Genomic DNA, 12,563 nt, shown 5'->3' with positions numbered 1-12,563 from the left:
ATAGCGGTGGTTCAGCTTGCAGAGATGTTGAATGTACTGCCGCCATCGCGAGCAAGCTCGCTCCCACAGTGGACGGTGTTGTTCGTTTCGTCCCGGTTCTGATTGATAAAGTCCACGAATGCCCGTAGCGGCGAGGGCAGGTAGCGGCGGCCGGGGTAGTAGAGAAACGGCCCGGTAAAGCGCTGCCACCAGGGTTCCAACACCGGCTCGAGTACGCCGCTGTCGAGGTACGGCCGCAGCCAATCCTCGAACAAATGGACAACACCCAGGCCGTCGATGGCCGCTTGTACCGCCAGGTCCATGGCGCCGCCGATGCGCACGATCAACGGGCCGTTCGGCTCGACGCTGATGGTTTCCCCGTCACGTTCATACTCCCAGAGCGGCATGGCCCCGCTGGGAAACTTGCCGGCCAGGCACGCGTGCCGAAGCAGATCCCGCGGGTGCTCGGGCCGGCCCCGGGCGTCGAGGTATGCCGGCGAGGCGGCGGTGGCGAAGCGCTGCAAGCGAGGGCCGATGGGGATGGCGATCATGTCCTGCTCAAGGCGTTCGTCGTAGCGAATGCCGGCGTCACACCCGGCCGCGAGCATATCGACGAAACTCTCCTCGGTGACCACTTCCAGTCTGATGTCGGGGTAGCTTTTCAAGAACGGCGCGATGATCGCGGGCAGCACCAGCCGGGCGGCGCTGACCGGCACGTTCAGCCTGAGGGTGCCTGAGGGGCGGTCGCGAAAATCGTTGACCACGTCCAGCGCCGATTCGACTTCGCCCAGGGCCGGCACGATGCGTTCCATCAACCGCGCGCCGGCCTCGGTCGGCACCACGCTGCGGGTGGTGCGGTTGAGCAGGCGCACGCCAAGGCGGCTTTCGATGCGGCGTACAGCATCGCTGAGGCTGGACGCGGATTTGCCGCTGAGCCGCGCGCCTTCACGAAACCCACCCGCATTTACCACCGCCACAAAGGACAGCAAGTCCTGGATATCCGTCGCCATTGTTCTCTCCGCCGTACAACCCGTTCGGATTGCACCTGATTATCAGTGGAGTGGTCAACGCCTATAGTCGGCCCAGGCACATTTAATCCAAGGGGTACGAGATGAGCAGGGCAGACACCGCAGGGGCTTTTCAACTGGGCGAGCGGACGGTCAAGCGTATGGGTTATGGCGCGATGCAACTGGCGGGGCCCCAGGTCTTCGGGCCGCCCAAGGATCCGGCAGCGGCCATCGCCGTGCTGCGCGAAGCGGTGGCGGCGGGCGTCAACCATATCGACACCGCCGACTTCTACGGGCCCCATGTCACCAACCGGTTGATTCGTGAAGCGTTGCACCCTTACGCCGAGGATCTGGTCATCGTGACCAAGGTTGGCGCCGTGCGCGGTGCCGATGCGTCGTGGAACCCGGCCCACAGCCCGGCCGAGTTGACCCGCGCCGTCCATGACAACTTGCGCAACCTCGGCGTGGATGTGTTGGAAGTGGTCAACCTGCGCGCCTGGGGCAATCTGCATGCACCCGCCGATGACGACATCGAGGAACAATTCTCGGCACTGGCCGAATTGCAGCGCCAGGGCTTGATCCGGCATTTGGGCCTGAGCAACGTCACGGCGTCCCAGGTCAGGCAGGCCCAGGGCATCGCGAAGGTGGCCTGTGTGCAGAACCACTACAACCTGACCCATCGTGACGACGAACAACTGATCGCCGAGTTGGGCAAGCAAGGCATCGCCTACGTGCCGTTTTTCCCATTGGGTGGGTTTACGCCGCTGCAGTCGCAAACCCTGTCGAGCGTAGCGGCGCGCCTGGAGGCGTCACCGTTGTGCGTCGCGCTGGCGTGGTTGCTGCAACGTGCGCCGAACATCCTGCTGATTCCCGGTACGTCATCCGTGGCGCATCTGCGGGAAAACCTCTCGGCGAGCGAACTGAAGATCCCGGCGCAGATGCTGGCCGAGTTGGACGGGTTGGTTCACTGAAGACGCGCGCCGGCAATCATTGCGCGCGGGTAAATGGCTGACACCCGTGGCGAGGGAGCTTGCTCCCGCTGGGCTGCGCAGCAGACCCAAGATCGTGCGATTGCTGCGCAATCGAGCGGGAGCAAGCTCCCTCGCCACGGATGCTTCAGACGGGCTGTATCAAGATCTAGCCGTCGCTTTTTTCCGTCTCGTTTCGGTGATGTTCAGGCCAGCTGTCAATCGGTCGCTGGCGGTCCTCGTTGAACATCTCGGTGAGCAGCGCATTGGCGCGACGGTAGGCGTCGTGCCGGAACTTGAGGTCGTCTTCCGGCTGGGCGACGATTTCCTCGAGCATGCGTAGGTTCAGGCGACGGAACTGATCGGCGCGTTCACGCGCCTCGTACGCGCCGACGCCCATCTGCACCAGAGCGCTGCGACCCAATGCCAGCGCGCTTTCGAAGGTTTCCCGCTCGGCGCTTTCCACGCCCAGTTGCCGCAGGGTGATCAGGTGCGCCATGTCCCGCGCCCGCACGATCAGTTTCAACCCGGGGAAATGCTCCTGGGCCATGCGGGTCAGCGTCAGGTTGTCCTGCTGGTCATCTATCGCATTGATCAGCACCACCGCCTGGGCCGCGCCGGCCGCGTGGAGCAGATCGAGGCGCGTGGCGTCGCCGTAGAACACTTTCACGCCGAACTTGCGCAGCGTCTCGATGTTGTCGGGGTCATGATCCAGAACCACCACCTCGACGCCGCAGGACATCAGCAAGCGCCCGGCGATCTGCCCGAAACGACCGAAGCCGGCGATGATCACCCGTGGGTTCTGCTGATCAACGAGGTCGGATTCCTGACTGTCCTTCTTGGTGGCCGACTCTATTCGGTCCAGCAGCAGGATCAGCAAGGGCGTCAGGCACATGGACAGGGCCACCGCGAGCGTCAGGCTCTTGCCCCATTGGTCGGTGAGAATGCCGGCCAGGGTCGCGGCGCCGAACACCACGAAAGCGAATTCGCTGCCCTGGCCGAGCAGCACCGCTTGCCAGGAGCGCTGGCCGGCGGGGACGTTGAGGAAGCGGCTGACGGTCTTGATCACCAGCAGTTTGATCAGGATGAAGCCCAGGGTCAGGGTGATGACTTTCAGCGGTGCGTTGATCAGCGTGCCGAAATCGATCGACATGCCGACGCCAATGAAAAACAGCCCCAGCAGCAGGCCTTTGAACGGCTCGATGTCGCTCTCCAGGGCATGGCGGTATTCGGAACTCGCCAACAAGACTCCGGCGAGAAACGCGCCCATGGCCATCGACAGGCCGGCTTCTTCGAGCAGAAAACCGAAACCGAACACCAGGAACAGCGCCACGGCACTGAAGATCTCCCGCAGGCCCGAGCGCGCGGCGAAGCGCAGCAGCGGTCGCGTCACATAGCGCCCGAGCAGCACGACGACGCTGATGGCGGCGACGATCTTCACGACTGACAGCGCCAGGGCCATGCCGGATGGGGTTTCGCCGTGGGCCGACAACAGCGGGATCATGGCGACCAGGGGAATGGCCGCGATGTCCTGGAACAGCAGCACGGCAAAACTGCTGCGCCCGACGGCGGTGGCGGTCAGGTTGCGTTCGCTCATCGCCTGCATGGCGATAGCGGTGGAGGACAGGCTCAAGGTCAGGCCGACCAGCAGCGCCGCCGTCCAGTTCAGGCCAAGGACCGCGCAGAACGCCGCGATTGCGCCGCCGCAGGCCAGCATCTGCAAGGCGCCGCCGCCGAACACCATCCGGCGCAGCGCCCACAGGCGCTTGGGATCGAGCTCAAGGCCGATGATGAACAGCATCAACACGACGCCGATTTCAGCGAATTCCAGGATCGCCTTCACATCGGTGATGAGCTTGAGCCCCCACGGGCCGATCACGCAGCCGGCCAGCAGGTAACCCAACACCGGGCCCAGGCCGAAGCGCACGGCAATCGGCACGATCAGCGTCGCCGAGGCCAGGTAGATGAGCATTTCGATCAGGCTGTGCGTCTCCATCTCAATCTTCCTTCCAGGAGGCCAGGCGTGCGCCGTAGTGTTCGATTTGTGCGCGTTGGGTGTCGGACTCGGCGGCATACGCGCCATGCACGGCGACCGGCTCCAGCCAGCGCATGTGGCAATAAAGGGCCGTGGCGTGGAGTGGCTGGGCCAGCGCTGAAAAGTCGGGGTACGCGCCGATCTGGAAATGTTCCCGCTCGCCGCCCGTGGTGACAGCCCACAGCAGGCCTTTGCCATTGAGGGCCGTGGCGCCTTTGCCGTAGGCCCAGCCATGGGTGAACACCTTGTCGATCCACAACTTCAGGAGCGGCGGCATGCTGTACCAATACATCGGATGCTGGAGGACGATCAGATCCGCCTGTTCGACGGCGCGCTGTTCCGCCTCGACGTCGATGGCGAAGTCTGGGTAGAGATCGTAGAGCGACCGTATGACCACGTCCGGATTGGCGGACGCGCGCTTGAGCATCTGCTGGTTGACCCGCGACTGGTCGGGGTAGGGATGGGCGTAAACGATCAGGATCATCGGGGCAATTCCACGAGACAGGGGGCCGGGTCAAAAGGCCGGACATCCTACCGAAATCGCGTGGGTTTTAGGGCATCGTTGTTCAGCGCGCCTCGCCGGGGTCAATTGAGGGGCAGCGAGACCCTGGCTTCCAGGCCACCCTCGCGTCGATTCCTGAGCACCAGTGTCCCGCCATGCTCCAGCACCGTCGCCCGTGCCGCCGACAGGCCCAGGCCGACGCCGCCGGTATGCTTGTTGCGCGAGCCCTCGACGCGAAAGAACGGCGCGAACACCTGCTCTTGATAGTGAGGCGCGATGCCCGGCCCGCGGTCGACGACGCGGATCTCGACGCAATCGGCGAAGGCTTTCAAACGAACGCCGGGCTCGCTGCCATATTTGACCGCGTTGTCGATCAGGTTGGTCAGCGCACGCTTGATCCCGATGGGCCGGCCGACATAGACAAAACGCTGCGCGCCTTCGAACGACACTTCGGTGCCGGCGTCCCTGAAGTCATCGACGACGGTGTGCAATAGCTCAGCCAGATCGAATGCCGTGGCGTGTTCAAGGCGTGCTTCGTCGCGGAAGAATTCCAGTGCGGCGTTGACCATTGCCTGCATCTCGTCGACATCCCTGAACAGCTTCGATTGCTGGTCGGCGTCCTCGATGAATTCCCCGCGCAGGCGCATGCGGGTCAACGGTGCGCGCAGGTCGTGGGAGATGGCCGCGAGCATCTGCGTGCGGTCCTGGACGAAGTGCTTGAGCTGGGCCTGCATGGCGTTGAACGCGAGGATCGCCTGGCGGATTTCATAGGGGCCCACGACTGGGATCGGCGGCGCCCGGAAGTCCACGCCGAAGCGCCGGGCGCCGTCCGCAAAGTGCTCCAGGGGTGTCGCCAGGTGTCGTGTGGCGATCAGGGCGACGATCAAGGTTGAGAGCAGGATCAGCGCGATGATGATCAGGTTGCGTTGCCATTCCCCCAGGCCCCAACTGCGGGATGACACCGAGAATATGACCCAGGTGTGGTCGGTCAGCTCGATGATCACCGCGTAGCGCCTGTCAGGATTATCCTTGGTTGGCCAATCGTCCGGCTCATAGGCCTCGATTCGGGCGTCGGGCCTGTTCAATTGCCGGCGCAGGAAAACCGAGCCTTCACTGAACTCCGGGTCTCCGATGACTGGCAACCGCGCGTCCTCATAGCGCTGCAACCATTGCACGCTGAGCCCCGGGTCGCTGGCGGTCTTGGCGATGTCGTGGCGTTGCCCGGGAGCGGCGGAATCGATGATGCGCGTGATTGCCGCGGCCTTGTCCATCAGGCCGGTTTCCATCAGGGGAGGGCGTGCCCAGGCACCGGCCAATACCCCGAACAATTCGTTGAGGGCCAGCAACGTCAGCATCGCCACCATCGTGGTCAAGGCGATCCACCGCGCCACGGTGTCCCGTGGTCGAGACACCTTCGTGCCGCCCGGTGTCATCGCTTCACCACGTGGGGGCTGAACAAGTAGCCGCTGTTGCGGACGGTGCGGATCATCGACGGGCCCGTGACGTCGGTCTCCAGCTTGCGACGCAGTCGGCTGACCTGCACGTCGATGCTGCGGTCGAACGCATCGAAGGTTTCGCCACGGGCCAGGTCCAGCAGTTGCTGGCGGCTGAGCACCCGACGTGGATGTTCGACGAAGACCAGCAGCAGTTCGAACTCGCCGCTGGACAGGGGAATCATGACCTTGTCGGGGGAGCGCAGCTCGCGGCGGGTGACGTCCAGTTGCCAGCCGTCGAATTCCAGGACCGGGCGGGTCAAGTCGCCCAAGGCGCCCCTGGCTTCACCGGTGCGCCGGAGGACGGCGCGTACCCGGGCCAGCAGTTCGCGGGCGTCGAAGGGTTTGGTCAGGTAGTCATCGGCGCCCATTTCCAGGCCGACGACGCGGTCGCTCAACTCGCCCATGGCGGTGAGCATGATGATCCCGACCCGGTGCTCGGTGCGCAGGCGCTGGCAGAGCACCAGTCCGTTGTCGCCCGGCAGCATCACGTCGAGGATGATCAGGTCCGGCTGTCGGCGTTCCACCGCTTGCCACAGCGCTTTGCCGTCGGCGGCGACTTCGACGCTATAGCCATGTTGTTCGAGGAATTTGCGCAGGAGGGCGAGGACTTCGAGGTCGTCGTCCACCAGGAGTAAATGGCTCACGGGGGTCACGTCGGGCAATGAATACGGGTGGAATACTAGGGGCAATCCGGGGCTTGCGTCATATATTTCAATCCGGAAACAAAGCTGCCGGCGAGCAATATTCCGGAAATCTGTGGGCAAGAAAACGGCGGCAGGATGGGGTCGATTCCAGTTGGTTAGACGATGGCAAACGGAACCCGTGGCGAGGGGATTTAGCGAAACGTCGCACCGCCCCGCTGGGTTGCGAAGCAGCCCCAAAGCTGTTGACTCAATGAACCAGACGTACCGTGGTGCCTGGTTTTGGGGTCGCTTCGCAACCCAGCGGGGATAAATCCCCTCGCCACAGGAACCGCGTCATTGGCTGATTGGTATCGTCCCCATTCCTCCCCGAGATAGCCCCGCATGCCGATCACCAAACCCGCGCCGTTGCTTGTCCGATCCACCGTCATCGTCGCGCTGGCGGCACTCGCCAGCGGTTGCAGCAGTACGCCCACTGCCACGCCAGGCAGTTGCGAGAGCGTGCCCTTCGCCGTCCATGATCCAGCCGAACCGGTGAACCGTGGCATTTTCGCCTTCAACCGCACCGTCGACGATTACGCCCTGGCCCCGATCGCCCGTGGGTATCGAAAATTGCCGGACATGCTCCAGGCCGGCGTGCACAACTTCGTCGCCAACTTCGGCGAGCCCAAGGTGTTCATCAACGATTTGCTGCAAGGCAACGGGCAGCGTTCGGTCAACACACTGGGCCGTTTTGCCATTAACACCACGGTGGGTATCGTCGGCTTGATCGATGTGTCGGGCAAGCTGGGCATCGAACGCCACGAGTCCGATTTCGGCCAGACGTTTGGCGTCTGGAACATCGCTCCCGGACCGATCGTCGAGCTGCCGCTGCTGGGCACCGCCAACCTGAGGGACGCGACCGGCAAGGTGGTGAGCTTTGCGGTCGATCCGTTCGGCGACAACAGCGATACCGTTGAAACCCTGGGCACGATCAAGACCGTGGGTGGCGTCGTCGATGGCCGCGCGGAGGCGTTGCCGCTCACCGACAAGCTGCGGACCCAGCCGGATTACTATGTGGCGCTTCGCGACGCCATCGCCCAGCGCCGTGCCGATTTTGTCGCGCAAGGAAAGTTGGGTTCCGTCCAGGACGCGCCACAATGTGGGGAAGAGGGCGCCGCGAATGAATAGCCAGGCGCTGGTCCTGCATCGACGGGTAAAAACCCTCGATCAGGGAATGTTGCATTGCCGCGAAATGGAGCTGCGGGTGGCCGAGGACGGCCGCCATGTGCTGTTCAGCCGCTACGTCGAATGGTACGACCCGCAGCAGGCCGGCCAATGCGCAACCCAGCACTATCGGGTGCCGTTGGCGAGCATGATTCGCTGGATGATCAATAACGGTGAGCGGAGGGAGGCGCCGTGACGAAAGTCGACGGCCCCGGTGTCTTTGAGCCCTGGGGCCCATGAAACATTTCTACATAATTCCGGCCTGATTTTAGTTGTACGATGTCGTACGTAATGTGGTCGACTGTTTCCGTTTCTCACAAAAAAAACAACGGAGACTCATCCATGTCGAGCATTCCTTCCGCCGAAGGCCAGGCCGTGGCTCCCGCGCAGAGCCGCTTCGTACGCCTCTTGAAGCTTCTTGGCCCCGGCATCATTGCAGTGCTGTCCTGGCTGGGCGCCGGCGACCTCATCACGTCTTCCGTGGCCGGTGCGAACTATGGCTACGCCATGATGTGGGTGCTGGCGGTGTCCCTGCTGCTGCGATACCTGATCGTCAACATCATCGCGCGCTTCCAGCTCTGCAATAACCAGGGCATGACCATCCTCCAGGGCTACGCCCAGCTCAATCCGTTCTTCGCCTGGTTCCTGCTGGTGTACGCGCTGCTCATGGGCCATTTGATGAACGCCTACATGATCAAGGGCGCCGGCGAGGCCCTGGCGATGCTGCTCAAGGTCGACTACCCGCTGCTGTGCTCGGTGGCGGTGGTGCTGGCGGTGTGGATGCTCGTCGGGCGCAATATCTATTCGATGATCGAAGGCGTGATGAAGGCCTTGCTGGCGATCATGACGCTGGCATTCCTGGCCCTGGCGGTCATGTCCGGTCCGGATGTCGCCGGGATCGTCAAAGGCACCATCGGCTTCAGCATTCCGCCCGATGAAGGCGTGCACGGTGCGCTGCTGGTGGCGGTCTCGGTGATCGGTGCGGTGGCGGGCTCCATCGCCAACTTCGTCCACCCTTATGTCATGCGCCAGAAAGGCTGGGTCGGGCCGGAGCACAAGCGTATCCAGCGCAACGACCTGCTGTTTGCGGTGTTCGTCGGCATCGTCATCAACCTGGCGATCTGGATCGTTGGCGCGGAGATCCTTCGGCCAAACGGTATCGAGGTGAAAACCCTCGGCGACCTGGGCAAGGCCCTGGAAATGTTCTTTGGCTCGATCGGTTGGTACGTGTTCTTCATCGGCGTCTTCGCTACGCTGTTCGCCAGCATTTCCGGCAAGACCACGGCGTTCCCGATGTTGATCACCGATGCTTTCCAGCACGTGCGACCCGAGCGTCGCGAGCGTTATGGCAAGGAATTCCACCGCGACCCGATGCACAAGTGGTTCATGCTGTTCATCCTCGTCACGCCGTTGATCTGGTCGTTGCCGGGCATGCCGGACTTCGTGACCCTGACCATCGGTGTCAATGCGCTGAACATCGTCGGCCTGCCGGTGATCTCCCTGGGCCTGCTGATCATGTCCAACCAGAAATCACTGCTGGGCAAGGAGTACCGCAACAACCTGTTCGAGAACGTTGCGCTGGTGTTTGCGACTGGCCTGGCGTTGTGGGTGGCATTCCAGTTGGGCGTCGATCTGTTCACCTGAGTCCATTCACCTCCGGAGGGACTGCTAGACTTCACGGTCCAGTCCCTTTCGGAGAATCCGAATGAACAACAAGAACAGGATCTGCCTCTGGTACGACGGCACTGCGCAAGAGGCGGCGGAATTTTACGCAAGAACCTTTCCCGACAGCGCGGTGAACGCCATCCACCACGCGCCGGGCGATTACCCGTCGGGCAGCCAGGGCGATGTGATCACGGTGGATTTCACGGTGATCGGCATTCCTTGCATCGGCTTGAACGGCGGGGCGATGTTCAAGCACAGCGAGGCGTTTTCGTTCCAGATCGCAACCGACGACCAGGCCGAGACCGACCGCTTGTGGAACGCGATCATCGACAACGGCGGCCAGGCGAGTGCCTGCGGCTGGTGCAAGGACAAGTGGGGCGTGTCGTGGCAGATCAGCCCGCGGGTGCTGGTGGATGCGGTCACCAGTGCCGACAAAGCCGCGGCCAAGCGCGCCTTCGAGGCCATGATGACGATGACCAAGATCGACATCGCGGCGATCGAGGCGGCGGTGAAAGGGTAGCCTGCGGTCGGAAGAAAAGACCATGCAAGCTGACCCTACGCGATCGCGAGCAAGCTCGCTCCCACATTTATTAGGGTGACTTCGATTCTCCTGCCAGCACGGAACCCTGTGGGAGCGAGCTTGCTCGCGATGGCGCACGCACAGCCAACACACTCACCGCAGACCCTCCACACGCCCGATGCTACAAGGAGGACCCTGGCAACCTGGCAACCACCTTGATCTCGAACTGGAAGCCATACAGCCACGTCACGCCCACCGCCGTCACCGTCGGGTGCGGCGCGTTGCCCCAGAATTCGGCCACGACGCTCCAGACCCGTTCGAAGATCGACTCCGGATCGACCATGAAGACGGTAACGTCAATCACGTCGTCAAAGCTGCAATCGGCGGCTGCGAGGATCGCATTCAGGTTGGTGAAGGCGCGGCGCACCTGATCTTCCAGCACCGGCTCCGGCGAGCCGTCCTCGCGGCTGCCGACCTGCCCGGAGACGAACAGCAAACCGTTGGAGCGAACAGCCGGTGAATAACGGTTGCGCTCGTAAAGCGCTTGGCGGCCGGGTGGGAAAACAACGTCTCGGGTGGTCATGGGAATCTCTCCATCAATGGCCGATAGCGGCCGGAACTCAACGATGAAGTCACTCTAGGGGCTTGTGCCCGGGCGATAAACGAGCAACCTTGGCGATCACTGTTTGTAGAAACCAAACAATCCGAGGCAAAGAATGGATCGTTTCGACGCGATGCAAGCGTTCGTGCGTGTCGTCGAGGCCGGCAGTTTCACCAAGGCCGCCGAGACGCTGCACATGAGCAAGACCACCGTCACGCAACTGGTGCAACAGCTCGAAGCGCGGCTGCGGGTCAAATTGCTCAACCGCACCACGCGCAAGGTCAACGTCACGGCGGACGGCGCGGTGTTCTACGAGCGGGCGATTCGCCTGCTGGCTGACCTGGACGACGCCGAGACCAGCCTGTCCGGCGCCCAGGCGTTGCCGCGCGGCCGACTGCGGGTCGATGTGCCGAGCCCATTGGCGGCGCTGATCCTGATCCCGGCGTTGCCGGCGTTCTATGAGCGTTACCCGGACATCCAGATCGACATGGGCGTGAGCGACCGCATCGTCGACATGATCGATGAGAACGTCGATTGCGTGGTTCGCGGCGGCGAGCTGACGGACCAATCGCTGATTGCCCGGCGCGTCGGCGACCTGGCCCTGGGCGTCTTCGCCGCGCCGAGCTACTTGGCGCGTCTGGGCACTCCGGCTCATCCCCGCGAGTTGGAGGATTCCCAGCACCGCGTCGTCGGTTTCCTCTGGGCACGCACCGGCAAAGCCTTGCCCTATGCCATGCACCGGCAGGACGAGCACCTGCATATCAAGGGGCGCTACGCCCTGGCGATCGACGATGGCAATGCCTATCTCGCCGCCGGCCTGGCGGGGCTCGGGGTGCTCTGGTTGCCCACCTACATGTCGCGGATCCACCAGGCGCAGGGGACATTGGTCCCGTTGTTCGAAGACTGGCGCCTGGAGTCGATGCCGATGTACGTGGCCTACCCGCCGAACCGGCATATCAGTGCCAAGCTGCGGGTGTTCATCGACTGGGTGATCGAGCTGATGGCGCAGCATGCGCCTGTTGAAACCATGGAAAGTCAACCCGCGCTGAAGAATGAGCCAGCGAGATAGCTTTTTTCTGGCGAAGCTGGTTATTGCGACCGTATGGAGAGCGATGAGTAAACTAAGCGAATTTTTATTGTGGTTGGACATGGGCTTCGTTTGTCTGGGGCTGTTGCTGATGCTTTTAGCGGCTACAAGGCTAAGGCCTGCAAACGCTGTCTCGCTTTTCATATGGGGTTGTAGCGTTCCGCTTACCATTGTTTGCTTTGCCTGTTGGATCTATGGCATAGGGGGCAACAGGTGGACCCTGGGGATGCTTCTTATCGAGATTCTTTTGCTCGCTCAGTTGGGTTGGTTGGGAGGTGCGCTGGCCGTTGCGAGTCGGCTCATCAAAACCAGAGCGGCTATCTTGAAGAAAATGGCGTTGTGGACTTCCGTTGTCTCGGTCACCGGTCATGGCCTGTTCTTCCTTGTTTTGATATTGGACGATTCGTCATGAATGTCTGAGACCCGACCGAGACGCCGGCCGCCTATCAACGGTACGAGGAAACCCTCATGGAACGATTCACCGGTGGCTGCCTATGCGGCAACGTCCGCCTTGAAGCCTCCGGCCGCCCTTACCGGGTCGGCCTTTGCCACTGCCTGGATTGCCGCAAGCACCATGGCGCAGTGTTTTTCGCGGCGGCCGTGTTCCCCCGGGATGCGGTGACCGTCACGGGTGAAACCCGGGACTACGCCGGACGCTTCTTCTGCCCCAATTGCGGCTCGTCACTGTTCGCCCGTAGCGGCGACGAGATCGAAGTGCACCTCGGCGCGCTCGATTCCCCCGATCAACTCAAGCCCACCTACGAATGCTGGACCGTGCGCCGTGAGTCCTGGTTGCCGGCGTTTGCGCTGGCGCGGCGGTATGAGGGGGATCGCGAGGGCGGGGGGCGGGCAGAGG

14 protein-coding genes are annotated in these 12,563 nt (G+C 62.7%); 8 read left to right on the top strand and 6 right to left on the bottom strand.

Annotated features, from left to right (window positions below):
• Positions 1-11: 11 nt before the first annotated feature.
• The gene (locus tag Q7C33_RS09705; RefSeq protein ID WP_407683309.1) at positions 12-989 is read right to left on the bottom strand and encodes a LysR family transcriptional regulator; all 978 of its coding nucleotides are present in this window, start codon (positions 987-989) and stop codon (positions 12-14) included.
• A gap of 101 nt (positions 990-1,090) precedes the next feature.
• On the opposite strand from Q7C33_RS09705, the gene Q7C33_RS09700 reads away from it, so the two are divergent.
• Positions 1,091-1,957 carry an aldo/keto reductase family oxidoreductase gene (locus Q7C33_RS09700; RefSeq protein ID WP_407683308.1) on the top strand — a complete coding sequence of 289 codons (867 nt, stop codon included), beginning with the start codon at positions 1,091-1,093 and terminating at the stop codon, positions 1,955-1,957.
• A 166-nt stretch (positions 1,958-2,123) separates the two neighbouring features.
• Here Q7C33_RS09700 and kefC read toward each other — a convergent pair whose 3' ends face one another.
• The 4 genes from kefC to Q7C33_RS09680 all read right to left on the bottom strand — a co-directional run bounded on the left by kefC (position 2,124) and on the right by Q7C33_RS09680 (position 6,631).
• A complete protein-coding gene (gene kefC / locus Q7C33_RS09695; RefSeq protein ID WP_407683307.1) occupies positions 2,124-3,950 on the bottom strand; it encodes a glutathione-regulated potassium-efflux system protein KefC in 1,827 nt (608 codons plus the stop codon).
• Position 3,951: 1 nt separating this feature from the next.
• A complete protein-coding gene (gene kefF, locus Q7C33_RS09690; protein ID WP_323153997.1) occupies positions 3,952-4,473 on the bottom strand; it encodes a glutathione-regulated potassium-efflux system oxidoreductase KefF in 522 nt (173 codons plus the stop codon).
• Positions 4,474-4,574: 101 nt separating this feature from the next.
• Positions 4,575-5,924 carry a sensor histidine kinase gene (locus Q7C33_RS09685; RefSeq protein ID WP_030141382.1) on the bottom strand — a complete coding sequence of 450 codons (1,350 nt, stop codon included), beginning with the start codon at positions 5,922-5,924 and terminating at the stop codon, positions 4,575-4,577.
• On the bottom strand, positions 5,921-6,631 hold the full coding sequence (locus Q7C33_RS09680) for a response regulator (RefSeq protein WP_030141383.1): 711 nt from the start codon (positions 6,629-6,631) through the stop codon (positions 5,921-5,923). Before Q7C33_RS09680 ends, Q7C33_RS09685 begins: the two co-directional genes overlap by 4 nt.
• Positions 6,632-7,012: 381 nt before the next feature.
• Here Q7C33_RS09680 and Q7C33_RS09675 point away from each other — a divergent pair, with 381 nt between their 5' ends.
• The 4 genes from Q7C33_RS09675 to Q7C33_RS09660 all read left to right on the top strand — a co-directional run bounded on the left by Q7C33_RS09675 (position 7,013) and on the right by Q7C33_RS09660 (position 10,019).
• Positions 7,013-7,798, top strand: a complete 786-nt coding sequence (locus tag Q7C33_RS09675; protein ID WP_030141384.1) for an MlaA family lipoprotein — start codon at positions 7,013-7,015, stop codon at positions 7,796-7,798.
• Positions 7,791-8,030, top strand: a complete 240-nt coding sequence (locus Q7C33_RS09670; RefSeq protein ID WP_030141385.1) for a hypothetical protein — start codon at positions 7,791-7,793, stop codon at positions 8,028-8,030. The genes Q7C33_RS09675 and Q7C33_RS09670 overlap by 8 nt, the downstream gene beginning before the upstream one ends.
• A 146-nt stretch (positions 8,031-8,176) precedes the next feature.
• Positions 8,177-9,478 carry an Nramp family divalent metal transporter gene (locus Q7C33_RS09665; protein ID WP_030141386.1) on the top strand — a complete coding sequence of 434 codons (1,302 nt, stop codon included), beginning with the start codon at positions 8,177-8,179 and terminating at the stop codon, positions 9,476-9,478.
• A 61-nt stretch (positions 9,479-9,539) separates the two neighbouring features.
• Positions 9,540-10,019, top strand: a complete 480-nt coding sequence (locus Q7C33_RS09660; protein ID WP_030141387.1) for a VOC family protein — start codon at positions 9,540-9,542, stop codon at positions 10,017-10,019.
• Between the two features lie 181 nt (positions 10,020-10,200).
• On the opposite strand, the gene Q7C33_RS09655 is transcribed toward Q7C33_RS09660, so the two are convergent.
• The gene (locus Q7C33_RS09655; RefSeq protein ID WP_198798194.1) at positions 10,201-10,602 is read right to left on the bottom strand and encodes a RidA family protein; all 402 of its coding nucleotides are present in this window, start codon (positions 10,600-10,602) and stop codon (positions 10,201-10,203) included.
• Between the two features lie 133 nt (positions 10,603-10,735).
• Between Q7C33_RS09655 and Q7C33_RS09650 the strand changes: the two genes are divergently transcribed.
• The 3 genes from Q7C33_RS09650 to Q7C33_RS09640 all read left to right on the top strand — a co-directional run.
• Positions 10,736-11,689 (top strand): LysR substrate-binding domain-containing protein, encoded by a 954-nt coding sequence (locus Q7C33_RS09650; RefSeq protein ID WP_407683306.1) that lies wholly within the window; start codon positions 10,736-10,738, stop codon positions 11,687-11,689.
• Positions 11,690-11,732: 43 nt separating this feature from the next.
• The gene (locus tag Q7C33_RS09645; RefSeq protein WP_030141390.1) at positions 11,733-12,119 is read left to right on the top strand and encodes a hypothetical protein; all 387 of its coding nucleotides are present in this window, start codon (positions 11,733-11,735) and stop codon (positions 12,117-12,119) included.
• A gap of 56 nt (positions 12,120-12,175) precedes the next feature.
• Positions 12,176-12,563, top strand: a 388-nt coding sequence (locus tag Q7C33_RS09640) for a GFA family protein (RefSeq protein WP_407683305.1), incomplete at its 3' end; no start/stop codon positions are given.

Origin of the sequence: Pseudomonas sp. BP11-1-1 (assembly GCF_052112105.1) — a bacterium.
In the GTDB taxonomy this organism is placed as follows: Bacteria; Pseudomonadota; Gammaproteobacteria; order Pseudomonadales; family Pseudomonadaceae; genus Aquipseudomonas; species Aquipseudomonas alvandae.
This window is presented reverse-complemented; position numbering and strand designations above follow the sequence as displayed.

Coding starts and splice junctions, on each gene's coding strand:
- Q7C33_RS09705 (WP_407683309.1), bottom strand. CDS start 989: ATGGCGACGGATATCCAGGACTTGCTGTCCTTTGTGGCGGTGGTAAAT.
- Q7C33_RS09700 (WP_407683308.1), top strand. CDS start 1,091: ATGAGCAGGGCAGACACCGCAGGGGCTTTTCAACTGGGCGAGCGGACG.
- kefC (WP_407683307.1), bottom strand. CDS start 3,950: ATGGAGACGCACAGCCTGATCGAAATGCTCATCTACCTGGCCTCGGCG.
- kefF (WP_323153997.1), bottom strand. CDS start 4,473: ATGATCCTGATCGTTTACGCCCATCCCTACCCCGACCAGTCGCGGGTC.
- Q7C33_RS09685 (WP_030141382.1), bottom strand. CDS start 5,924: ATGACACCGGGCGGCACGAAGGTGTCTCGACCACGGGACACCGTGGCG.
- Q7C33_RS09675 (WP_030141384.1), top strand. CDS start 7,013: ATGCCGATCACCAAACCCGCGCCGTTGCTTGTCCGATCCACCGTCATC.
- Q7C33_RS09670 (WP_030141385.1), top strand. CDS start 7,791: ATGAATAGCCAGGCGCTGGTCCTGCATCGACGGGTAAAAACCCTCGAT.
- Q7C33_RS09665 (WP_030141386.1), top strand. CDS start 8,177: ATGTCGAGCATTCCTTCCGCCGAAGGCCAGGCCGTGGCTCCCGCGCAG.
- Q7C33_RS09660 (WP_030141387.1), top strand. CDS start 9,540: ATGAACAACAAGAACAGGATCTGCCTCTGGTACGACGGCACTGCGCAA.
- Q7C33_RS09655 (WP_198798194.1), bottom strand. CDS start 10,602: ATGACCACCCGAGACGTTGTTTTCCCACCCGGCCGCCAAGCGCTTTAC.
- Q7C33_RS09650 (WP_407683306.1), top strand. CDS start 10,736: ATGGATCGTTTCGACGCGATGCAAGCGTTCGTGCGTGTCGTCGAGGCC.
- Q7C33_RS09645 (WP_030141390.1), top strand. CDS start 11,733: ATGAGTAAACTAAGCGAATTTTTATTGTGGTTGGACATGGGCTTCGTT.